The organism is Tamlana flava (assembly GCF_041287255.1).
Classification (GTDB): Bacteria; Bacteroidota; Bacteroidia; order Flavobacteriales; family Flavobacteriaceae; genus Tamlana; species Tamlana flava.
Map to the genome: position 1 here is coordinate 555504 of NZ_JBGGTX010000002.1, position 24374 is coordinate 579877.

A 24374-nucleotide genomic window follows, 5' to 3' on the forward strand; every position below is an offset into this window, starting at 1 on the left:
ATTTGAGTATTTTAAAGGCAATTTATGGCTGAAACAATTAGATTAAATAAAGTATTACGCGAACTGAACATTTCTCTAGATCGTGCTGTGGAATTTTTGGATTCCAAAGGCATTGATATAGAAAAGCGTCCGACTACAAAAATTTCTGAGGAAACCTATCATATTCTTTCAGATGAATTTGAGACGGATGCCAACAAGAAAATGAAGTCGCAAAAAGTTAGTGAAGCTAAGCTAAAAGAAAAGGAAGATTTGCGCATTAAGCGTGAACAAGAATTGGAAGACAAGCAAAAAGCGGAAGAAGCCAAAGAAAGAGCCCGACAAGAAGAAGTTGTAAAAGCATCAAAAACATTATCCGGCCCAAAACAGGTTGGCAAAATTGATTTAGATTCTAATAAGCCTAAACCAGTTTCCGAAGATAAAAGGCCGACTGAAGAACCAGTTTCTAAAGTAGAAGAAAAGGTAGAAGCTCCAAAGGCAAAAGAAGAAGCAAAAATAGAAAAGCTATCAAAACCTGAGCCTAAAAAGGTTGAGATAGATGGTGAAATGGTGGTACCTGATGAACAGGTTAAAACACAATACCAAAAACTTAGTGGCCCGAAAATAGCAGGTGATAAAATTGATTTGTCCCAGTTCAACAAGCCAAAGAAAAAGAAGGAAGAAAAGAAAGCGGAATCAAAGCCTGGAGATGCTGCGTCCTCAAACAAAAAGAAGCGCCGTAGAATAAGCAAGGGAGGTGGACTTCAAGATAATAAAGGTGATAACCGCACTGGTGGTGATCGATTTAAGGGTAAAGGACAAGGGCGTCGAAATATATTAAAAGAGGAGCCTAGCGAAGAAGATGTTAAAAAACAAGTGCGCGAAACACTTGAAAAACTTCAGGGGAAATCCGCTAAAGGTAAAGGTGCTAAGTACAGAAGAGACAAAAGAGATCATCACAGAGAACAATCTGAACTTGATCAGCAATTAGAGGCAGAAGAAAGCAAAATATTAAAAGTAACTGAGTTTGTTACGGCAAGTGAAGTTGCAACTATGATGGATGTTAGTGTAACCGAAATTATTTCGGCATGTATGTCACTTGGTATGATGGTGACCATGAACCAGCGCTTAGATGCAGAAACACTATCAATAGTTGCTGAAGAATTTGGATATAAGGTTTCTTTCGTAACCGCTGATATTGAAGAATCAATTGAAGAATTTGAGGATAAACCAGAAGATTTAGAGCCAAGAGCGCCTATCGTTACAGTTATGGGGCATGTAGATCATGGTAAAACATCACTTCTGGACTACATTCGTGAAGAAAATGTAATTGCGGGTGAATCAGGTGGAATTACACAGCATATAGGTGCTTATGGTGTAGAATTAGAAGGCGGACAAAAAATAGCATTTTTAGATACACCTGGTCACGAGGCCTTTACCGCTATGCGTGCGCGTGGGGCCCAAGTTACTGATATTGCCATTATTGTTGCAGCGGCAGATGATGATATTATGCCGCAAACTAAGGAGGCGATTTCACATGCCCAAGCGGCAGGTGTTCCTATTGTGTTTGCAATTAATAAAATTGATAAACCAGATGCCAACCCTGACAAGATTAAGGAAGGATTGGCCAATATGAATTTATTGGTAGAAGATTGGGGTGGCAAAATCCAGTCGCATGATATTTCCGCAAAATTTGGTACGGGTGTAAAAGAGCTTTTAGAAAAAGTATTGTTGGAGGCTGAATTATTAGAGTTAAAGGCAAATCCAAATAAACCAGCCGTAGGTACAGTTGTTGAAGCATTTTTAGACAAAGGTCGTGGGTATGTGTCAACTGTCTTGGTGCAAGCTGGAACCTTAAGGGTTGGCGATTATGTTTTAGCAGGTCAGCACAGTGGTAAGATTAAGGCGATGCACGATGAGCGAGGTAATGATGTGCAAGCAGCAGGGCCATCTACACCGGTATCCATTCTAGGATTGGACGGTGCACCGCAAGCAGGTGATAAGTTCAATGTTTTTGAGGACGAACGCGAAGCAAAACAAATTGCTGCAAAACGTGCTCAGTTACAACGTGAGCAATCAGTTAGAACACAACGCCATATTACTCTTGATGAGATTGGTCGTAGAATTGCTCTCGGAGATTTCCAAGAATTAAACATCATTCTTAAAGGTGATGTGGACGGTTCTGTAGAAGCACTCACAGATTCGTTCCAAAAATTATCAACAGAAGAAATTCATGTAAATATCATTCATAAAGGTGTTGGGGCTATAACTGAAAGTGATGTGTTGTTGGCTTCGGCTTCCGATGCTATTATTATCGGATTTAACGTGCGTCCAGTAGGAAATGCTAGATCAATTGCAGATAAAGAAGAAATCGATATTAGAACATATTCAATAATCTACGATGCGATAAACGACCTGAAAGACGCTATGGAAGGTATGTTGTCACCAGAGCTTAAAGAAGAAATTACAGGTACGGCTGAAATTAGAGAAATATTCAAGGTTTCAAAAGTGGGAAGTATAGCGGGTTGTATGGTAACCAACGGAAAAATTTTCCGAAGCTCCGGAGTTCGATTGATACGAGATGGGGTAGTGGTCCACACAGGAGAATTGGCTTCCCTGAAACGTTTTAAAGACGACGTTAAGGAAGTTGCTAAAGGTTACGACTGTGGTATGCAAATTAAAAACTACAACGATATTTATGAAGGTGACATTATTGAAGCCTTCCACGAAGTTGAAGTAAAAAAGAAACTGAAATAAAATGAAAAATAAAAAAGCCGCGCAAGTTGCGCGGCTTTTTTATTTACTATTATTATTTTTCGGTTTGAAAATAAATGCACTAGGGAATGTTCGCTTAATTTTTTGAAGTGCCCGGTCGGCTTCCAAACGTGTTCTAAAATTACCTGCCCATATTTTGAAATTGGGTGTTTCATATTGCATTGTCGGTTTCCAATCTGCAAAAGTCTTGCTGAATTCACTTTGTGCACTTTGTGCACCAGAGCGATTTCCTGAATAAACCTGTATTTTGTATCGGTCAGAGTCATCATCACTTTTGTTCATCTCCTTTTTCAGATTTAACAAAACATCTATTTTTTTGTCCTGATTTACCGTTACATTTCCTTGTTGGGAATAGCTGAATGATACACACAATAGGAAGGCAAAAAGACTTAAAAAACTGATTTTCAATTTTAATGGTTCCATTTTCAAAATATTTATCACAAATGTATAGGTTATTAACTAAAAAGAGGGCTTTTTTATTATTTAGAATTACTCTAAATTAGCCATTAACACTTCTCTAACATTTTGGGAATCGACTTTTAATATTACTTTTGCGAGAGATTTTTTTAACTGTATTTTTTCTGTTTTTGTTAAAGAAAAAATCGTACCAAAGTATAGAAGTTAATATAACCAACAATATGAGACAGGTGATTCACCGTAAATTAGGCACTAATATTCTTCATTTAAGCTTAATTATTTTATTAGCGTTTACAGTTTCTCTTTCTGCTCAAGATGGAGATCCAGCAAAAGGAAAATCATTGTTTAATGCCAATTGTGCGGCGTGTCATCAATTAGATAAAAAAATGACCGGTCCTGCATTGCGCAAGGTTGAACAACGTTTGGCAGATGAACAAGGTTTAGATAGGGATTGGATTTATGCTTGGATTCGTAATAGCCCAGGGGTTATAAAGTCTGGTGATGCTTATGCCAACAAAGTTTACAATGAGTTTGGTGGCGCCGCAATGACGGCATTTCCTCAACTGTCTGATGAGGATATCAACAATATTTTAGCATATACTGCAGAGGAGAAAGCTGCTCCTGCTGAAACAGCGGTAGCCGCTCAAGGGGCACAGCCTGCCGGTGCGACAGGTGGTATTTCAAATGAAATTATTCTTGGAGCTTTGGCTATCCTATTTATTTTATTGGCTATCGGTCTTTATTTGGTAAACAAAACATTGCGTCGTTTTGCTGAGGCCCAAAATATTGAATTACCTGAAGAAGCAAAAAGAACACCATTATGGAAGGCATTTGTGCAAAACCAATTTTTAATGTTGGTAACCTCCATATTCTTCTTGTTGGCAAGTGCCTATTTTGTATATGGTTACTTAATGCAAGTTGGTGTAGACCAAGGTTATCAGCCAGTACAGCCAATTCATTTTTCACATAAAATTCACGCAGGAGACAATGGTATAGATTGTAAATACTGTCATTCTTCAGCAAGGGTTAGCAAAACTTCTGGTATTCCTTCATTAAATGTTTGTATGAACTGCCATAAATCTATTTACGAATACAACGGTGAAACTTCTCCAGAATACTCTAAAGAGTTCTACGATGGTGAAATCAAAAAACTATATGCTGCTGCTGGATGGAGTGATGCTGACCAAAAATACACAGGAGATTCACAGCCAGTAAAATGGGTTCGTATTCATAATTTACCAGATTTTGCTTATTTTAATCACTCACAGCACGTAACTGTTGCTGGTGTTGAGTGTCAAACCTGCCATGGTCCTGTTGAAGAAATGGAGGTTTTATATCAACATGCTCCGCTTACCATGGGATGGTGCATCAACTGCCATAGAGAAACAAATGTGGCTGTAAAAGATAATGCTTACTACGAGAAAATTCATGAAGAATTATCCAAAAAATATGGTGTGGATGAGTTGACAGCTGCTCAAATGGGTGGTTTGGAATGTGGTAAATGTCACTATTAATAAATTTAACAAGAAGTAATTCAATTATATAATATGTCATCAAACAAGAAATACTGGAAAAGTGTTGAAGAGCTTAACGAAAATAGCTCTATTGTTGAGACGCTAAAACAAAACGAGTTTGTTAACGAAATTCCTACTGATGAGTTTTTAGGTGATAAAAACACCTTGGAATCTACATCAACTACTCGTCGCGATTTCTTAAAATATGTAGGGTTTACTACAGCTGCTGCTTCTTTGGCAGCTTGTGAAGGCCCAGTTAAAAAATCCATTCCTTATGTAGTACAGCCTACTGAAATTATTCCTGGTGTGGCCAACTACTACGCAACTACGATTGCAGATGGATTTGATTTTGCGAGTGTTTTGGTGAAAACGCGTGAAGGCCGTCCGATTAAAATTGAAAATAACGCGATGGCAACAACTAATGGTAGTGCGAATGCCAGGGTTAACGCATCGGTTTTAGGTTTGTATGACAGTTTGAGGGTTCAAGGTCCTAAGAAAGAAGGAAAGCCCATCTCATGGAGTGACTTTGATACTGAAACAACCAAAAAACTAACTGAGATAGCTGCAGCAAATAAAGATATTGTGTTAATGACACAAACTTTTGCCAGCCCTTCAACAAGCAAGTTGATTTCAGAATTTAAAGAAAAATACGGTAATGTTAGCCATGTGGTATATGATGCTGTTTCAGAATCTGCTGCGTTGGATGCATACCAAGATAAATATGGGGAACGAGGATTGGCAAATTATGATTTTTCAAAAGCCATGACTATTGTTTCTGTTGGTGCTGATTTCTTGGGAGATTGGCAAGGAGGTGGTTTTGATTCTGGTTATTCTAAAAACAGAATTCCAGACCACGGTAAAATGTCGCGTCACATACAATTTGAGGCCAATATGTCTTTAACTGGTGCAAATGCCGATAAACGCGTGCCGTTAACCCCATCGCAACAAAAAATAGCTTTAGCCAAATTATGTAGTTATATAGTTGGAGGTTCTGTTTCGGGAGAGTTACCTGAAAAAATAGAAGAAGCCGTTAAGAGTACCGCTTCTGAACTTAAGAAGGCTGGAAGCAACGGTGTTGTTGTTACAGGTATTCAAGATGTGAACGCACAAGCAGTGGTTTTTGAAATCAATGAGGCTTTGGGAAGCAAAGCTTTTGACCCGAAAACACCGATTAAAACAAGACAAGGTAGCGATAAGGCAGTTGCAAAATTGGTTTCTGATATGAAATCAGGAAAAGTAGCAGCCATCATAATGAGTGGTGTGAATCCCATTTATTCGTTGCCAAATGCTGCCGATTTTGTTGATGGCTTAAAAAAGACTGAACTTTCCGTAGCATTTTCTTTAAAGGAAGATGAAACTTCTACCGAAACACAATATATTGCCGCCGCACCTCACTACTTAGAGGCTTGGGGTGATGTTGAAATAAAAAAGGGGCATTACGCATTAACGCAACCAGCAATCCGTCCTTTATTTGATACTAGACAATTTCAAGAAGCATTATTGAAATGGACAGGAAACGATGTTTCTTATCATGATTATATCAAAGACGCTTGGGGTACAAGTATTTTAGGAGAAAATTCATTTAATAAAGCGTTACACGATGGTGTTTTTGTTGGTGCCATTGCAACGGAAACTGAAAGCACTTCTGAAGTTGAAGAAGGAGCGACTTTAATATCATTTGGAAATTCAGCCAGATCTCTAGCAGCTTCAGCTAAAACGGAGGGTTTAGAATTAACATTATACACCAAAACAGGTATGGGTGATGGCCAACAGGCTAATAACCCATGGTTGCAAGAGTTTCCAGATCCAATTACCAGAGCGGCTTGGGATAACTATTTAACCGTTTCAAAAGTGGATGCCGATAGCATTGGTTTAACCAATATTCATGTTGCCAATGGGGCGCTAAATAGTAACTATGCTAAAGTTACTGTTAATGGTGTTTCTGTTACAGTTCCCGTTATTGTTCAGCCAGGACAGGCTAAAGGCTCTGTTGGTTTAGCATTGGGTTATGGAAAAACCAAAGGTATGAAAGCCGAGATGCAAACAGGTGTAAATGCATATCCATTATACCAAGGGTTTAACAATGTTCAAAGCGTAACAGTTGAGGCTGCTGGTGGAGAACACGAGTTTGCTTGTGTTCAATTGCACAATACGTTGATGGGACGTGGCGACATTGTTAAAGAAACTACTTTAGAAATTTTCAATACCAAAGATAAAAAACACTGGAATGCTGTTCCTGTAGTATCTCTAAATCATGAAGAAACTCCGGTAACATCACCAGAAGTTGACTTATGGGATGAGTTTGATCGTTCAATAGGTCATCACTTTAACTTGTCAATTGATTTAAATGCTTGTACGGGATGTGGAGCATGTGTTATTGCTTGTCACGCTGAAAACAACGTTCCTGTAGTTGGTAAAACTGAAGTACGTCGTAGCCGTGATATGCACTGGTTACGTATAGATAGATATTATTCATCTCAAGATTCTTTTGAGAGCGATAACGAGAAAAAGGAGAATATTTCTGGTTTAGGAAGTTCGTTAAGTGAATTTAATGAAATGGAAAGTGCTTCAGAGAATCCTCAAGTAGCCTTCCAGCCAGTTATGTGCCAGCACTGTAACCACGCACCATGCGAAACCGTTTGTCCTGTGGCAGCAACATCTCATGGTCGTCAAGGTCAAAACCACATGGCCTATAACCGTTGCGTAGGTACACGTTATTGCGCAAACAACTGTCCTTATAAAGTCCGTCGTTTCAACTGGTTCTTGTATAACGGTAATGATGAGTTCGATTATCATATGAATGACGATTTAGGGCGTATGGTGTTGAATCCAGATGTTGTAGTACGTTCTCGTGGTGTTATGGAAAAATGTTCTATGTGTATTCAAAAAACACAAAAAACTATTCTTGATGCAAAACGTGACGGACGTAAAATTAAGGATGGAGAGTTCCAAACAGCTTGTTCTGCCGCTTGTAGCAATGGAGCAATGATTTTTGGTGACATCAATGATAAGGAAAGTAAAGTTGCAAAACTTAAGGAAGATAAACGTATGTATCACTTGTTAGAGCATGTTGGCACGAAGCCAAACGTGATGTATCAAACAAAAGTGAGAAATACAACTGAAGCATAAATCTAATTAAAGAATCAATTATATAATTATGGCGTCTCATTACGAAGCACCTATTAGAAGACCTTTAGTTACAGGCGAAAAATCATACCACGATGTAACCGTGGATGTTGCTAAGCCTGTAGAGGGAAAAGCAAATAAACAATGGTGGATAGTCTTTGGAATTTCACTAGCTGCTTTCCTTTGGGGAATTGGATGCATACTATATACCATTTCCACAGGTATTGGAACTTGGGGTTTAAACAAGACCGTTGGTTGGGCTTGGGATATTACTAACTTCGTTTGGTGGGTAGGTATTGGTCACGCAGGAACACTTATTTCTGCTGTACTTTTATTGTTCCGTCAAAAATGGAGAATGGCCATTAACAGATCAGCAGAGGCGATGACCATCTTCTCGGTTGTTCAAGCAGGCTTGTTTCCAATCATTCACATGGGTCGTCCTTGGTTAGGCTATTGGGTATTGCCAATTCCAAACCAATTTGGTTCGCTTTGGGTGAACTTTAACTCACCGTTACTTTGGGACGTATTTGCAATTTCAACATATTTATCGGTATCATTGGTGTTCTGGTGGACTGGTTTATTGCCTGATTTTGCTATGATTCGTGATAGAGCTGTTAGACCATTCCAAAAGAAAATCTATTCTTTATTAAGTTTTGGTTGGTCTGGACGTGCTAAGGATTGGCAACGTTTTGAAGAAGTATCTTTGGTACTTGCCGGTTTGGCAACGCCACTTGTACTTTCGGTACACACTATTGTATCATTTGACTTTGCCACTTCGGTTATCCCAGGTTGGCATACCACCATATTCCCGCCATACTTCGTTGCGGGTGCGGTATTCTCAGGATTTGCCATGGTAAATACGCTTCTTATCATCATGAGAAAAGTATGTAGCCTTGAAGATTATATAACGGTTCAGCACATTGAGTTAATGAATATTGTAATCATGATTACAGGTTCTATAGTTGGTGTGGCTTATATTACCGAGTTATTTATTGCTTGGTATTCTGGTGTGGAGTATGAGCAATATGCGTTCTTAAATAGAGCTACTGGACCTTACTGGTGGGCTTACTGGATGATGATGTCGTGTAACGTATTCTCTCCTCAGTTTATGTGGTTCAAGAAATTAAGAACCAGTATCATGTTCTCTTTCTTTATATCAATCGTGGTAAACGTAGGTATGTGGTTTGAGCGTTTTGTAATCATCGTAACCTCATTGCACAGGGATTATTTGCCATCATCATGGACGATGTTCTCGCCAACATTTGTTGATATAGGTATTTTTATAGGAACCATTGGATTCTTCTTTGTGCTGTTCTTGTTATACTCTAGAACATTCCCAGTAATTGCACAAGCTGAGGTTAAAACTATTTTGAAATCATCAGGGCAGCGTTATAAAAACCTTAGAGAAGCAGGTAAGAGTTTGGTAGGTACAGGAGCAGATGCTAGAACATCTGGAGTTGTTACTTCAACCAAATCTGTTGAAACACCGAAAGTTGAAGTTTCTGAAGGTGATAAATTTGAAATGACAAACTCCTTACTTAGTAGCATAGGAACTTTTGACCCATCAACCCAAAAGGCTGATGATTTAAAGAAGATTAGTGGTGTTGGGCCTAAAATGGAGCAACTGCTTAATAGCATAGGTATCTATTCTTTCCTTCAGGTGAGTAAGATGACCAAAAAAGAATACGACTTGTTAGACGGTATCACTGGTTCTTTCCCGGGAAGAGCAGAACGTGATGATTGGTCTGGACAAGCTAAAAAATTAATAAACTAAATATAGTCAATGGAAGCTTCAAAAGTTATTCACGCTATTTATACCGATGATGATGTGTTAATGTCGGCTATTAAAAAAGTTAAGGCAGAAAAACATCATATTGAAGAAATATATACACCGTTTCCGGTTCATGGACTAGACAAAGCTATGGGGCTTGCACCAACTCGTATTGCCATTGCATCCTTTATGTATGGTTTAGTTGGTTTGACCGTAGCCATTGTGATGATGAATTTTATAATGATTAAAGATTGGCCTCAAAATATAGGTGGTAAACCAAGTTTTAGCTATTTGGAAAATATGCCTGCGTTTGTCCCTATTATGTTTGAACTTACCGTATTTTTTGCAGCGCATTTAATGGTTATTACTTTTTATTTACGTAGTAGAATGTGGCCATTCAAAAAAGCTGAAAATCCTGACCCAAGAACTACAGACGACCATTTTTTAATGGAAATTGCTGTACATGGAAATGAGAAGGAATTAGAAAGCTTGCTTAGAGAAACTGGGGCAGTTGAGATTAATTTAATTGATAAAGCGCATTAATATAGACATGAAGAGCTTAATTAAAATATTAGCAATAGCAGTCGTTTTAGTTGTTGTATCCTGTAAAAAAGATTCAGCACCAAACTACCAATTCATGCCCAATATGTATGAGTCTGCTGGATATGAAACTTATGGAGAAGCGGCATTCCGCAATGGACTTGAAGCTCAATTGCCAGCACAAGGTTCAATACCGAGAGGTTTTGTACCATTCGATATTGAAAATTCGACTGAAGGTTATGCGTTGGCAAAAGAAACATTAAAAAGCCCTTTAGATTCTACTCAAGTTGACTTGGAAAGAGGAAAGGAGCTTTATGATATTTACTGTGGTATTTGCCATGGTAATAAAGGAAACGGACAAGGTAATTTGGTTAAACGAGAAAAAATACTTGGTATACCTAGTTACGATGATGCCGGTAGAGCCATTAATGAAGGTAGTATTTATCATGTTATTTACTATGGAAAAAATGCTATGGGTTCTTATGCTAACCAACTAAATGAAGAAGAGCGTTGGCAAGTAGTTTCGTATGTTTTGCAATTAAAGGCAGATTTAGAAAAGTAAGATTGATAAGATTATTATATAGATATGTATACATTTTCAAATAAATTAAAGACATTTTCTATCATTCTAATGGTTTTAGGATTGTTAGGTGTAGGATATGGTTTTATGACATCTCATAAATCTTTTGAAGAAGTTGAAACCTTACTCGCCGAAGAAGCACATCACGGTAGTGGACATGTTGAAGAAGCTACGCATGCTGCACCTAGTCATGATGCCCATGCTATTGATTCCCATGGTGAGAAAGAACATGCCGGAGTTGATGAGCATGCCAAACATATTGAGCACGTGCAACACCAAATAGCAAACCGTCCTTGGTCTGCGCTTTATGTAGCGGCTTTTTTCTTTATGATGATTGCTTTAGGTATTTTAGCTTTTTATGCCATTCAAATTGCATCACAAGCAGGTTGGTCTCCGGTATTGTTTAGAGTTATGGAAGGAATGACTTCTTACCTGTTGCCAGGAGGTTTAATCGTAATTGGTATAGCAGTGGCATCTCATTTTATTGGTCACAATAATTTATTTGTTTGGATGGATCCTGAAGTTGTTGAACATGATAAGCTAATTCAAGGTAAATCAGGCTGGTTGAACATTTGGGGGTTTTTAATTAGAGGTCTTATATTTTTAGGTGGATGGAGCTTATACCGTCATTTTTCTAGAAAATTTTCAATTGCGCAAGATACTGCCGAGGATAAAAGTAACTTTAAGAAATCGTTCCGTATTTCTGCAGGGTTCTTGGTGTTCTTCATATATACTGAATCTATGATGGCTTGGGACTGGATTATGAGTGTTGATCCTCACTGGTTCTCGACCTTATTTGGATGGTACGTTTTCGCTAGTATGTTTGTAAGCGGTATTACAGTTTTGGCTTTAATTACCATTTACTTAAAATCTAGAAACTATTTAGAGTTTGTAAACGAGAATCACTTACACGATGTTGCCAAGTTTATGTTTGCCTTCAGTATTTTCTGGACTTACCTGTGGTTCTCACAGTTTATGTTGATTTGGTACTCAAACATTCCGGAAGAGGTAACCTATTTCGTATCTAGGTTTAACGACTATAAATTACCATTTTTAGGCATGGTAGTGTTAAACTTTGTATTCCCAATACTTATGTTAATGAATGCAGATTACAAACGTATTCCTTGGTTTGTAGTTATGACAGGTCTTGTAATCTTGTTTGGTCATTATATTGATATATTCAACATGATTATGCCAGCTACTGTTGGAGACAGATGGTTTATCGGTATCCCGGAAATAAGTTCAATTTTGCTTTTTGCAGGACTGTTCATATTTGTAGTATTTACAGCTTTAACCAAAGCACCGTTATTAGTAAAAGGATATCCTTTTAGAAAAGAAAGTGAAGATTTTCATTATTAATTAAGAAATAAATAAAGACGAACGATACCAATGACTGCTTTATTAACGATTATAGTTTTAGTATTTATTTTAGTTGCCATTTGGCAAATGGTAAAGATTTTCGATTTGGCTCAGGCCAGAAACGATCAAAGTACCTCAGGTGTTGCCAATGACAAAGACAATACAATAAACGGATATTTAATGATGGGCTTTTTAGCTTTCATTTACATCATCACTATTGTATGTTTTGCTAAGTGGGGAGATTTACCATTATTATCCAATTCGGCTTCAGAGCACGGACCAACTATAGATAACCTAATGATTGTTTCTATGGTTATTATCTTCTTCGTGCAAACAGTAACGCAGTTCTTGCTTCATTATTTTGCTTTTAAATATAAAGGAGAAAAGGGTAAGAAAGCTTTGTTTTTTGCAGACAATAATAAATTAGAAGCTATTTGGACCATTATTCCTGTTATAGTTTTAGCTGGTTTGATTATTTATGGATTAAGTACTTGGATAAATATAATGGGTGTTGATGAAAGTGATGACCCATTGGTGGTTGAGTTATATGCACAACAGTTTAACTGGAAAGCTAGGTATGGAGGTGCGGACAATACTTTGGGAAAGGCTAATGTTCGTTTAATTGATATTGACCGTGCAAATATTTTAGGATTGGATGAAGCTGACCCCAATGCACAGGATGATGTTATTGCAACTGAATTGCACTTGCCTGTAGGAAGACCTGTATTGTTTAAAATGCGTTCACAAGATGTGCTTCACTCGGCTTATATGCCACATTTTAGAGCACAGATGAACTGTGTGCCAGGTATGATTACCCAATTTGGGTTTACGCCAACAGTAACCACTGCCGAAATGCGTCAAACACCAGAAATTATTGAGAAAGTACAGCATATTAATGAAATTAGAGTAGAAAACAGCAAACCGTTGGTAGCTAAAGGTGAAGAGCCTTTGGAACGATACGAGTTTGATTACTTATTGCTTTGCAATAAAATCTGTGGAAAATCGCACTATAACATGCAAATGAAAATTGTGGTAGAAACACAGGAAGAATATGATGCTTGGATGAAAGAGCAAAAAGAATTCAAAAACTCTCTGGTTAATTAATTAAATAGATAAAAACGAAACAAGATTATGTCAGCACACGCAGATAACCACGCTCACGACGACGACCACGGACATCATCATAAGGAGACTTTTGTTACTAAATATATATTTAGTCAAGACCATAAGATGATTGCCAAGCAGTACCTTATTACAGGTACAATTATGGGAGTTATAGGTGTATTAATGTCTATGATGTTCCGTATGCAAATTGCATGGCCTGAAGAGCCTAATGTGTTGTTTGAGGCTCTATTGGGTAAATGGGCACCAGAAGGAGTTATGGACGCCGATATCTATTTGGCATTGGTAACCATTCATGGTACAATCATGGTATTCTTTGTTTTAACGGCAGGTTTGAGTGGTACGTTTAGTAATTTGTTAATTCCACTTCAAATAGGTGCCCGAGATATGGCTTCTGGATTTTTAAATATGGTATCATACTGGTTATTCTTCTTATCAAGTGTTTTCATGGTGTTATCTTTATTCGTAGAAGCAGGGCCTGCAGCTGCTGGCTGGACAATCTATCCGCCCTTAAGTGCATTGCCTATGGCGCAAGGTGGCTCTGGAATGGGTATGACGCTGTGGTTGGTGTCTATGGCCATTTTTATTGCGTCATCACTTTTAGGTTCGCTTAATTATATTGTAACTGTAATTAATTTGCGAACAAAAGGAATGTCAATGACAAGACTGCCACTTACTATTTGGGCATTTTTTATAACCGCGATTATTGGTGTGGTATCATTCCCAGTATTATTGTCTGCTGCATTGTTATTGATTATGGATAGAAGTTTTGGAACATCATTCTTCTTATCAGATATTTTTATTCAGGGTGAAGTATTGCATTATCAAGGAGGTTCTCCTGTATTATTTGAGCATTTGTTTTGGTTCTTAGGACACCCTGAGGTTTATATTGTAATATTACCAGCTATGGGATTGGTGTCTGAGATTATGGCATCAAATTCACGTAAACCGATTTTTGGTTATCGTGCGATGATTGCTTCTATATTGGCAATTGCATTCCTTTCAACAATTGTTTGGGGACACCATATGTTTGTTTCTGGTATGAATCCGTTTTTGGGATCAGTGTTCACCTTTACAACTTTATTGATTGCAATTCCATCGGCTGTAAAGGCCTTTAACTGGATAACCACATTATGGAAGGGTAATTTACAGATGAATCCAGCAATGTTATTCTCTATTGGTTTTGTATCAACCTTTATTACAGGAGGATTAACAGGAATTATTTTAGGAGATAGTGCTCTAGATATAAATGTTCATGATACTTATTTTGTAGTGGCTCACTTCCACTTAGTAATGGGTATTTCTGCCTTGTATGGTATGTTTGCAGGTATTTACCATTGGTATCCAAAAATGTTTGGACGCATGTTAAACAAAAATCTTGGTTATATTCACTTTTGGATAACCGCGGTTTGTGCTTATGGGGTTTTCTTCCCGATGCACTTTATAGGAATGGCAGGTTTACCAAGAAGATACTATACAAACAGTAATTTCCCCTTGTTTGACGATTTGGCAAATGTTAATGTTGTAATAACCATATTTGCGCTTGTTGGTGGTGTGGTTCAAATAGTATACTTATACAATTTCTTTACGAGTATTTTCTATGGAAGGAAAGCTGTTCAAAACCCTTGGAAATCAACTACTTTGGAATGGACTGCTCCTGTAGAGCACATGCACGGTAACTGGCCAGGAGAGATTCCTCATGTTCATAGATGGGCATATGATTACAGCAAACCTGGACACGAAGATGATTTCGTTCCACAAAATATTCCTCTTAAAGATGGTGAAGAAGAACTTCAGCATTAGTTAACAGAATAACTCTTACAAATACAAAACCCGCCTTTTTAGGCGGGTTTTGTCGTTTAAACGCATATTATTTCGACGAAACGTATAATTTATTTAAAAAATTCGATGAAATACAAAAAAATCAGTTAAATTGCACAAACAAATATTTTATGCATGTGCTTCTCAAAAACATGGATTAAAGAGGGTACAACATAATATTTATGCTAATTAATCAACATTTTAATTTTTCAATTATGAAAACAAACCTACTGATTAGAAAAGCATTTAGCCATGCCTTGTTTTCTTTGTTGTTATTTGGGTTATCTGCAAAAATTTCAGCACAGTGTCCCACTATAACTGATTCTAGCCCACCACCAATTTGTGATGCTTCGGGTTATACTTTTACCAATTTAAGTGCAGACTATGCAGTTGATGGCGGAAATGGTATAGTTTGGTATGACGCTGATTCAGGAGGTAATTTGTACAACAACAATCAACTTCTTGCAGAAGGTATATATTATATAGATGATAACTCAGGAACCTGTGGTGTAGCCAGATCATCTATAGTTGTCGATTTTCAAGTGGATCCTACGGGACAAAATTTAGACCGTATTTATTGTAGCAATGAAAATGCCACAATCCAGACTTATATAGATGATGTATTACAATCTAGCATTCCAGTTGGGGGTTCGGTACAGATTTATACGGATTATGCTTTAACAAACCAAGCAAGTACTTCTGACCTATTACCTTCAGGCGCTTCAAACTATTTTATTGTTTTTATAGATAACAGTGGTTGTAAGAGCCAGTTGGAAATTGGCCAAGTAGGGGTTTTTGATGCTCCAGCAGATGCAACACCTCAAAATACGCAAGACTTTTGTTCTGATACCAATGCAACTATTGGAAGTTTAAATCCAGGAACTACCGCTACCAACTACAATTGGTATGATAGTTTAGACACCTTTGGAAATCCGATTCAACCCGCTCTGTCATTGAGTGAACCTTTAGTTGATGGAAACACATATTACATTCAAGTTGATGATGTGTTTTGTGTGAGTAATCCAGTTGCAGTTACTGTAAATGTTGATGACCCAGCTGATGCCGGTGGTTCAGCTGCTTTGGAATATTGTAATGATAGCTTGCCTGTTTCAGATTTTAACTTGTTTGATGAATTAGGAGGAACACCAGATACAACAGGAACTTGGTCTGGGCCATTGCCTACATCAAACGGATATCAGGGGACGGTTAATATTTCGTCATTAACAACGGCTGGTACTTATACATTTTCTTATATGGTATTGAGTAATAGTGCTTGTCCTGATGCTACTTCAAATGTTGTAATTACGGTTTATGAAACCTATAGTTCTGGAACACCTTCACCTGCAAACTCAGCTTCATTTTGCGAGGCTAGCCTACCTACTTCCTTTGATTTGTTTACGTTAATTGAAAACTATGATGCAGGAGGACAATGGACACAAGGGACAACCAGTACAGACCCTGTTGTTTTGTCAAATATAGATTTAACCGGCTTTACACCTGCCACATATAATTTTACATATACGCAAAACCTTTTACCGAACCCTTGTCCAGAGGAATCTACAACGGTTCAGGTTATTGTTTTGGCCGATCCAAATGCAGGGGTTGCTATAAATCAAGTGTTTTGTGAGAATGATTTGGCGGCAAACTCGCCTTTCGAGTTATTTAATGCTCTAGATGGTTCTCAAGACCATAACAGTGGTACTTGGATGGATTCTAGTAACGCAATAATTTCAAATTCCTTGGATATTACCACGTTAACAGTATCAGGAAGTCCATATTCATACAGTTATACCATTGATAATGGAACTTGCTTTGATACCGAAACCATAACTATAACCATTGCACCAGCTCCAGAATCTGGAACGGCAAATGCACCGATAGAATTTTGTGAAGGAGCAGTTCCAACAAGTTATGATTTATTCGATTTATTGACAGGTGAAGATCAAGCAGGGACTTGGATTGACGATGATGCCACTGGAGTGCTTACAGGCAATACAGTTGATTTATCTGGACTAACCCCATCAACTTATAACTTCACCTATGATGTAACGGCAATAGGAAGTTGTGATGATTTGAATGTAACAGTAAGTGTTATTATCAACCCGATTCCAAATACTGGAACGCCAACCCCAGCTATTTTCTGTGAAAATGACTTGACCGCCAATTCCCCATTGGATTTATTCGGACAATTATCAGGAGAAGATGCCAATGGAACATGGTCAGATGATAATTCCACAGGAGCCCTAACGGGAAGTGATGTTGATTTAACCATTTTAGCGATTGGTTCATATAATTTTACATACACTATAACCGATGCTAATGGTTGTACAAATAGTAGTACTATTGTAGTTACTGTTGAAGATGCACCAGAATCAGGAACAGCAAATGCACCTGTGGAATTTTGTGAGGGAGTAGCTCCATCAAGTTATGATTTATTTGATTTATTGACAGGTGAGGACCAAGCAGGAACTTGGATTGACGATGATGCCACTGGAGTGCTAACGGGTAACACAGTTGATTTATCCGGACTAATCCCAGCAACTTATAATTTCACTTATGATGTAACACCCATAGGAAGTTGTGACGATGTAGATGTTACAGTAAGTATAGTAATAAATGACACCTCGGCGCCAACCGCTGCTTCACCACAAGAGTTTTGCGATACAGCAACAGTGGCCGATTTAGTTGCTACTGGTAATTCAGTTCAATGGTATGATGTTGCAACAGGAGGATCTCCATTAGCAGTCACAACAGCGTTGGTTGATGGACAAACCTACTACGCTACTCAAACAGATGCTACAACAGGTTGCGAATCTTCGGTTAGAACACTTGTTTCAGTAACCATTTATACATCACCAAATGCTGGAAATCCAAATAGCTCGTCTATAGTAGCTTGTAATAATGACAACAATATTGATTTGTTAACTGCTTTAGATGGAACACAAGATGCAGGAGGAACATGGAACAATGATGATGGAGTAGGTTCTTTATCAGGAAATATATTTGATGCTACAGGAGTTTCAGCCGGAACATACAGCTTTACTTATACAGTAATAGCCTCTTCGCCATGTTTAGATGATAGTGAAACCATTACCATCACAATTGAAGGGCCCTTAAATGAGGGTACGGATGGTTCACCATTGGATTTATGCAGTAATAATGGAACAGTTGATTTATTTACTCAATTAGGAGGAACACCAGATACTGGAGGAACTTGGTCTCCAGCTTTAACAAGTGGAACAGGAGTTTTCGACCCATTAGTTGATGCACCAGGTACTTACACCTATTCGCTAACAAATGCTTGCGGAACGGCATCAAGTAGTATTGATGTTTCTGTCACTATAGCGCCAAATGCCGGTGCCGATGATGTTGCTGGTTTATGCGCTATTGATGCACCAATAGATTTATTTACATTATTGGGTAATGCAGCCCAAAGTGGAGGAACTTGGTCACCAGCCTTAACAAGCGGAACCGGAGTTTTCGATCCATCAGTTGATGCACCAGGTGTTTATACTTATACGGTAGCGGCGGTTTCGCCATGTTCACCAGATGCAACAGCAAATATTACGGTTACGATTGATGACACACCAACGCCAACAGTTGCAAACGGCAATCCGGAATTTTGTTTGGCTGACAGTCCCCTCGTTTCAGATTTAGATTCTACCATTAGCTCTACAGGAACGATAAACTGGTATGAAGATACAGCTTTAACATTGGCATTAAATGGTACCGAAGCTTTAGTTGACGGTGAAGATTATTATGCAACCCAAACGAATACTTCAGGTTGTGAGTCTTCAACCAGCGTTCAAATCAACGTAACCATTAATGATTCACCGACACCATCATTGGCCGATGCCTCAATGGAATACTGTATTAATGATGCACCAACCATTGCCAGCTTAACATCAAACACAAATTACGATTCAGCTCAATATAGTCTGGTTTGGTATGATGATGCTACAGGTGGTTCTGCCATTTCAAGTGATACGAGTTTAACAAATTCGACCTACTACGCTGCGTTGATAGATTTTACAACAAGTTGTGAAAGTAGTGTGCGATTGGCAGTAACGCCAGATTTAACGGCCTGTGGCAAACTACAATTGCCTGATGGTTTCTCACCAAACAACGATGGTGTTAACGACACCTATGATGTAGATAATCTGGCATTTTTATATCCAAATTTCGAAATAGAAATTTATAACCGAAATGGCAATATGGTGTATAAAGGAAATGCCAGCACACCGAGATTTGATGGAACGGCAAACCAATCAAGGATTATTTCAAAAGGTGATTTGCCAGTTGGGGTATATTTCTACATTTTCAAATTCAACGATGGCCAAAACAAGCCGGAACAAGGACGCTTATACTTAAGCAGATAATTTATAGATAAAGCAAAATTTAGAAACGATGAAAAATTTAAAGACATATCATAAAATAGCTGCTTTGTTAAGTTTGACGTTCTTGTCATTTCAAAGCTTTGCACAGCAAGACCCTCAGTTTACACAGTATATGTATAACATGAGCGTAATAAATCCGGCTTATGCTACTGCAGAAGATGGTATTTTGAACTTGGGAGGCCTATACAGAACACAATGGGTTGGTGTAGAAGGCGCTCCAAAAACAGGAACCTTTTTCGCCCATACGCCAATAAATGAAAAAATTGAAATGGGTATTTCATTTACCAACGATAATATTGGCGATGTCGTAAACGAAAATAACATATATGCCGATTTTGCTTATGTGTTGCCAGTTGGCATTGAAAGTAAGATATCATTCGGTTTAAAAGCGGGCTTAACCCTTTTTGACACCAATTTTGATGGCTTTATGCTACAATCCGGAAATGCAAAAAACGGACTCGATTTCGCTTTTAACGAAAACATCAACCGAACGTTTCCAAATCTGGGTATTGGTGCCTTCTTCTTTTCAGAAAACTACTATTTGGGTTTATCTGCACCGAACATGCTTTCAACAAAGCATCTTGAGAACCAAAACGGCATAAAAGCCACGGGAGTTGAAAACGTGCATTATTTCTTTACAGGTGGTTATGTTTTCGATTTGAGCAAAAACCTAAAACTAAAGCCTGCCTTTATGGGAAAAGCAGTTAAAGGTGCCCCTCTGGCGTTGGATTTTACAGCAAGCGTTTTGGTTAATGAGCGGTTGGAAGCTGGCCTTGCCTATCGTTTAGATGATGCCGTGAGTGCCTTGGTGAATTTTAGAATAACTCATGAATTAAGAATTGGATATGCTTATGATTATACTACGAGTAACTTAACCGATTACAGTTCAGGGTCGCATGAAATATTCATTTTGTTTGATGTTGATTTATTCGGATTTAAAAGCGGGTATGATCGTTCACCAAGATTCTTCTAAAATTTAATAATAGGAAAGATGAAAAAACACATATACATATTAAGCAGCCTTTTATTAGTTAGTGGAATGGCATTGGCACAAAAAGGCAATTTAAAACGCGCAAATAAGCTTTTTGAAATGCGGGCTTATAAAGACGCGGCAGAACTTTATGAAACCAAAGAGCGCAATCAAGAGGTGCTTCAAAATCTGGCAGACAGTTACTATTATAACAGCAGTCTTCAAAAGGCCATTAAAACATACAGAGAACTTTTTGTAGAGTATGGAGATTCTATTGATATAGATTATCATTTTAGGTTCGCACAAGCTCTAAAGGGTGTAAAGGAGTATAAGGAAGCCGATAAACATTTAAGCTTATACTACAACAAGCCTTTTAATACATTGGCGTTTATCGAGGAAACAGATAAAACTACACCACATTCCTTTAACTTGGAACAGATAGTAAATCAAAACTCAAGTAGCGATTTTGGACTCTCTTTTTATGGCGATGACCGGGTAGCTTTTGCTTCAGCAAGAAATTCTGAAAACCCGGCCTATTCATGGAATAATCTACCGTATTTGGATTTGTACTATGCGAAGCTGTTAAATAACTATACTTTGGAAGATATTCAGCCATTTTCCGACGCAATAAACACAAATTCCCACGAAAGTAGTGCGGTGTTTACAAAGGATGGTAAAACTATGTATTTTAATAGAACCAATACAACGCGTACAAAAACTGACGAGGAACGCATTGCCCACATCAAAATTTATAAAGCGGAATTGGTCGATAGCGTTTGGACTAACGTAACGGCATTGCCATTTACCTCAGACAGCTATAGTACAGAACATCCCGCATTAAGTAAAAATGGGAAAACGCTATATTTTGCCAGCGATATGCCCGGAACTTTTGGAAGTTTTGATATTTACAAAGTAGCAATAAATGAAGACGGAACTTACGGTGAACCCGAAAATTTAGGGGAAACCATAAACACAAAACACCGTGAGCAATTTCCTTTTATAAGTGAGTTTAATACTTTGTATTTTTCATCAATTGGCCATGAAGGTTTTGGTGGATTGGATGTGTTTAGAAGCAATATGGTAAATGGCGGTTTTGATAAACCCGTTAACTTGGGAAGCTCAATAAATAGCAATTTGGATGACTTCGCCTATGTGGTTAGAGAGAAATACAACATGGGTTTTGTGTCGTCAAACCGAACAGGTCACGACCGGATTTTTGGTTTCGCCAGAGAAATAAATACTTTAACCATTTATCAAGTTGAAGGTATCGTAAAAGACCTAAATAGTGAAGAATTGTTGGCAGGTTCTTTAGTGACGTTATTTGACGAATCTGATACTGTAATTCAAGACGCCATTGTTGGTGATGATGCCTATTATATTTTCAAAATTGAACCAAACAAAAAATATAAAGTTCGCGGAACGAGAAAAGCGTACATCCCCCAAGATGTTGAGTTTTCGACCGACAGCAAAGGAAAAGTTCAGCACAATATTTTCTTAAACCTTGAATCTTTTGCTGATGCAGAAGAGCGTGTTAAGGAAAAAGAAAGCGGTGAAGTTCAAGTTGAATTGGATAAAATTTATTTTGATTTTGACAAATCTGATATCCGTGAAGACGCCGCAATTACTTTAAATGTTCTTGTAGATTTAATGAAGAAATACCCTAGCATGGAAGTGGAAGTTTCAGCACATACCGACGCACGTGGTCCAGACCAATATAATTTGGATTTATCTAAACGTCGTGCCGTCTCTACTTTGGAGTATTTGGTGAGCCAAGGTATTGAAAGAAACCGACTAAAAAGCATTGGCTATGGTGAGATGCAACCGCTTAATACATGCGTAAAAGAAGATATTTGTGATGATGAAGAATATGACGTAAACCGTCGTTGCGAATTCACAATTTTGAATTAACCAAAACCCTAGAATACCAACCAAATTATTTAAAAGGCCTTTCCGAATAGGAAAGGCTTTTTGCTTATATTTGCTTGGTATGAACGAAAATCTAGATCCAACAAAAAATAATTTTTCTCCAGAAGAAATTGATGTAGAAAAAAAATTAAGACCGCTTTCATTTGATGATTTTACAGGTCAGGATCAAGTATTAGAAAACCTTCAAATTTTTGTTCAAGCGGCCAATCTGCGAACCGAAGCTTTAGATCATACCTTATTTCATGGCCCTCCCGGACTGGGAAAAACCACATTGGCCCATATTTTGGCTAATGAATTGAATGTAGGCATTAAAGTAACTTCGGGCCCGGTATTGGATAAACCTGGTGATTTAGCAGGCTTGCTTACCAATCTTGAAGAACGTGATGTTCTTTTTATTGATGAAATTCACCGATTAAGTCCTATTGTAGAAGAGTATTTATACTCGGCCATGGAAGACTACAAAATCGATATTATGATTGAAACGGGGCCAAATGCTAGAACGGTTCAAATCAATTTAAATCCATTTACCTTGGTTGGCGCTACAACTCGTTCAGGACTGTTAACCTCGCCTATGCGTGCGCGTTTTGGTATCCAAAGCAGACTTCAATATTACAATACAGAATTGCTTACCACCATTATTCAAAGAAGCGCCGGTATTTTAAGTGTTCCCATTTCTATGGAAGCCGCGGTAGAAATTGCTGGTAGAAGTAGAGGTACACCAAGAATTGCCAATGCTTTGTTGCGTCGTGTTCGCGATTTTGCACAAATAAAAGGCAATGGAAAAATTGATATTAAAATTGCAAAATTTGCATTGGAAGCTTTAAATGTTGATGCTCATGGGTTGGATGAAATGGATAACAAGATTTTATCTACTATTATAGAAAAATTTAAAGGAGGTCCTGTGGGGATTACAACCATTGCGACTGCAGTAAGCGAAAGCCCAGAGACCATTGAAGAAGTTTATGAGCCCTTCTTAATCCAACAAGGATTCATCATGCGAACTCCACGAGGACGAGAAGTTACCGAACAAGCTTACAAACATTTGGGCAAAATAAAAGGACCTATACAAGGAGGTTTGTTTTGATACCAGATGTCATTCTGAACATGTTTCAGAATCTCAGAGATAATGAATTCAAAACTCAAACATACCCAACTCATTAAAACCGAAGCCAAACGCCTCGGTTTTTTGTCTTGTGGTATTAGTAAAGCGCAATTTTTAGAGGAAGAAGCTCCCAGATTGGAGAAATGGTTGAACAACAAAATGCATGGTGAAATGCATTATATGGAAAATCATTTTGACAAACGCTTAGACCCCACAAAACTGATTGAAGGTTCAAAAAGTGTAGTTTCGTTGCTATTAAATTATTTTCCAGGAGAGGAGCAATGCCAAAACACCTTTAAGGTGTCTAAATATGCTTATGGCACCGATTATCATTTTGTGATAAAAAACAAACTAAAATCACTTCTTCATTACATCCAAGAGGAAATTGGCGAAGTAAATGGTCGTGCATTCGTAGATTCTGCACCAGTTTTAGATAAAGCTTGGGCAGCAAAAAGTGGTTTGGGCTGGATTGGCAAAAACGGTAATTTATTGACCCAACAAGTGGGTTCGTTTTATTTTATCGCCGAACTTATTGTTGATTTGGAGTTGGATTACGATACAACAACAACAGACCATTGCGGTACTTGCACGGCGTGTATTGATGCCTGTCCAACCGAGGCCATTGTTGAACCCTATGTGGTTGATGGCAGTAAGTGTATTTCTTATTTTACTATCGAGTTAAAGGAAAATATTCCAACAGAATTTAAAGGTAAATTTGATGATTGGATGTTTGGCTGCGATGTGTGTCAAGACGTGTGCCCGTGGAACCGGTTTTCCCAGCCACATCGCGAACCATTGTTTCATCCTCATCCAGAATTGCTTTCAATGACAAAAAAAGATTGGAAAGAAATAACGGAAGATACATTCAAAAAGGTCTTTAAAAATTCAGCCGTAAAGCGTACGAAGTTTTCGGGTTTAAAGCGAAATATTCAGTTCTTGAAATAACAATTTTCGCTACACTTAAACTCGAATAGCTTA

15 protein-coding genes are annotated in these 24374 nt (G+C 38.0%); 14 read left to right on the top strand and 1 reads right to left on the bottom strand.

What is annotated here, in order from left to right:
• Positions 1-24 precede the first annotated feature (24 nt).
• Positions 25-2733 carry a translation initiation factor IF-2 gene (infB, locus tag ACB104_RS06970; RefSeq protein WP_370477564.1) on the top strand — a complete coding sequence of 903 codons (2709 nt, stop codon included), beginning with the start codon at positions 25-27 and terminating at the stop codon, positions 2731-2733.
• A 39-nt stretch (positions 2734-2772) separates the two neighbouring features.
• Here the strand turns inward: infB and ACB104_RS06975 are convergent, their stop codons facing one another.
• Complete coding sequence (locus ACB104_RS06975) at positions 2773-3174, bottom strand: SPOR domain-containing protein (protein ID WP_370477565.1); 402 nt, start codon at positions 3172-3174, stop codon at positions 2773-2775.
• Between the two features lie 215 nt (positions 3175-3389).
• Between ACB104_RS06975 and ACB104_RS06980 the strand changes: the two genes are divergently transcribed.
• From ACB104_RS06980 to queG, 13 genes are all read left to right on the top strand, one after another.
• Positions 3390-4682 carry a c-type cytochrome gene (locus tag ACB104_RS06980; protein WP_370477566.1) on the top strand — a complete coding sequence of 431 codons (1293 nt, stop codon included), beginning with the start codon at positions 3390-3392 and terminating at the stop codon, positions 4680-4682.
• A gap of 33 nt (positions 4683-4715) precedes the next feature.
• Entirely contained in the window at positions 4716-7811 is a 3096-nt protein-coding gene (locus tag ACB104_RS06985) for a TAT-variant-translocated molybdopterin oxidoreductase (RefSeq protein WP_370477567.1), read from the top strand.
• A gap of 28 nt (positions 7812-7839) precedes the next feature.
• A complete protein-coding gene (locus ACB104_RS06990; protein ID WP_370477568.1) occupies positions 7840-9582 on the top strand; it encodes a helix-hairpin-helix domain-containing protein in 1743 nt (580 codons plus the stop codon).
• Positions 9583-9591: 9 nt separating this feature from the next.
• On the top strand, positions 9592-10122 hold the full coding sequence (locus ACB104_RS06995) for a DUF3341 domain-containing protein (RefSeq protein ID WP_370477569.1): 531 nt from the start codon (positions 9592-9594) through the stop codon (positions 10120-10122).
• A gap of 7 nt (positions 10123-10129) precedes the next feature.
• A complete protein-coding gene (locus ACB104_RS07000) occupies positions 10130-10681 on the top strand; it encodes a c-type cytochrome (protein WP_370477570.1) in 552 nt (183 codons plus the stop codon).
• Positions 10682-10705: 24 nt separating this feature from the next.
• Positions 10706-12058 carry a quinol:cytochrome C oxidoreductase gene (locus ACB104_RS07005; RefSeq protein ID WP_370477571.1) on the top strand — a complete coding sequence of 451 codons (1353 nt, stop codon included), beginning with the start codon at positions 10706-10708 and terminating at the stop codon, positions 12056-12058.
• 30 nt (positions 12059-12088) lie between these two features.
• The gene (locus ACB104_RS07010; RefSeq protein ID WP_370477572.1) at positions 12089-13162 is read left to right on the top strand and encodes a cytochrome c oxidase subunit II; all 1074 of its coding nucleotides are present in this window, start codon (positions 12089-12091) and stop codon (positions 13160-13162) included.
• A 27-nt stretch (positions 13163-13189) separates the two neighbouring features.
• Positions 13190-14983, top strand: coding sequence for a cytochrome c oxidase subunit I (locus ACB104_RS07015; protein ID WP_370477573.1), 1794 nt, complete (start codon positions 13190-13192; stop codon positions 14981-14983).
• A gap of 233 nt (positions 14984-15216) precedes the next feature.
• On the top strand, positions 15217-19380 hold the full coding sequence (locus tag ACB104_RS07020) for an Ig-like domain-containing protein (RefSeq protein ID WP_370477574.1): 4164 nt from the start codon (positions 15217-15219) through the stop codon (positions 19378-19380).
• A 28-nt stretch (positions 19381-19408) separates the two neighbouring features.
• Complete coding sequence (locus tag ACB104_RS07025) at positions 19409-20371, top strand: PorP/SprF family type IX secretion system membrane protein (protein ID WP_370477575.1); 963 nt, start codon at positions 19409-19411, stop codon at positions 20369-20371.
• 18 nt (positions 20372-20389) lie between these two features.
• Positions 20390-22276, top strand: coding sequence for an OmpA family protein (locus tag ACB104_RS07030; protein ID WP_370477576.1), 1887 nt, complete (start codon positions 20390-20392; stop codon positions 22274-22276).
• Positions 22277-22355: 79 nt separating this feature from the next.
• The gene (gene ruvB / locus ACB104_RS07035) at positions 22356-23378 is read left to right on the top strand and encodes a Holliday junction branch migration DNA helicase RuvB (protein ID WP_370477577.1); all 1023 of its coding nucleotides are present in this window, start codon (positions 22356-22358) and stop codon (positions 23376-23378) included.
• Positions 23379-23420: 42 nt separating this feature from the next.
• The gene (queG, locus tag ACB104_RS07040) at positions 23421-24341 is read left to right on the top strand and encodes a tRNA epoxyqueuosine(34) reductase QueG (RefSeq protein ID WP_370477578.1); all 921 of its coding nucleotides are present in this window, start codon (positions 23421-23423) and stop codon (positions 24339-24341) included.
• The last annotated feature ends 33 nt before the right edge of the window (positions 24342-24374 follow it).

What these genes read in the sequence shown, in the direction of transcription:
- ACB104_RS07000 (WP_370477570.1), top strand. Translation starts at nt 10,130, where the DNA reads ATGAAGAGCTTAATTAAAATATTAGCAATAGCAGTCGTTTTAGTTGTT.
- infB (WP_370477564.1), top strand. Translation starts at nt 25, where the DNA reads ATGGCTGAAACAATTAGATTAAATAAAGTATTACGCGAACTGAACATT.
- ACB104_RS07005 (WP_370477571.1), top strand. Translation starts at nt 10,706, where the DNA reads ATGTATACATTTTCAAATAAATTAAAGACATTTTCTATCATTCTAATG.
- ruvB (WP_370477577.1), top strand. Translation starts at nt 22,356, where the DNA reads ATGAACGAAAATCTAGATCCAACAAAAAATAATTTTTCTCCAGAAGAA.
- ACB104_RS07015 (WP_370477573.1), top strand. Translation starts at nt 13,190, where the DNA reads ATGTCAGCACACGCAGATAACCACGCTCACGACGACGACCACGGACAT.
- queG (WP_370477578.1), top strand. Translation starts at nt 23,421, where the DNA reads ATGAATTCAAAACTCAAACATACCCAACTCATTAAAACCGAAGCCAAA.
- ACB104_RS06995 (WP_370477569.1), top strand. Translation starts at nt 9,592, where the DNA reads ATGGAAGCTTCAAAAGTTATTCACGCTATTTATACCGATGATGATGTG.
- ACB104_RS07025 (WP_370477575.1), top strand. Translation starts at nt 19,409, where the DNA reads ATGAAAAATTTAAAGACATATCATAAAATAGCTGCTTTGTTAAGTTTG.
- ACB104_RS06990 (WP_370477568.1), top strand. Translation starts at nt 7,840, where the DNA reads ATGGCGTCTCATTACGAAGCACCTATTAGAAGACCTTTAGTTACAGGC.
- ACB104_RS06985 (WP_370477567.1), top strand. Translation starts at nt 4,716, where the DNA reads ATGTCATCAAACAAGAAATACTGGAAAAGTGTTGAAGAGCTTAACGAA.
- ACB104_RS07020 (WP_370477574.1), top strand. Translation starts at nt 15,217, where the DNA reads ATGAAAACAAACCTACTGATTAGAAAAGCATTTAGCCATGCCTTGTTT.
- ACB104_RS06975 (WP_370477565.1), bottom strand. Translation starts at nt 3,174, where the DNA reads ATGGAACCATTAAAATTGAAAATCAGTTTTTTAAGTCTTTTTGCCTTC.
- ACB104_RS06980 (WP_370477566.1), top strand. Translation starts at nt 3,390, where the DNA reads ATGAGACAGGTGATTCACCGTAAATTAGGCACTAATATTCTTCATTTA.
- ACB104_RS07030 (WP_370477576.1), top strand. Translation starts at nt 20,390, where the DNA reads ATGAAAAAACACATATACATATTAAGCAGCCTTTTATTAGTTAGTGGA.
- ACB104_RS07010 (WP_370477572.1), top strand. Translation starts at nt 12,089, where the DNA reads ATGACTGCTTTATTAACGATTATAGTTTTAGTATTTATTTTAGTTGCC.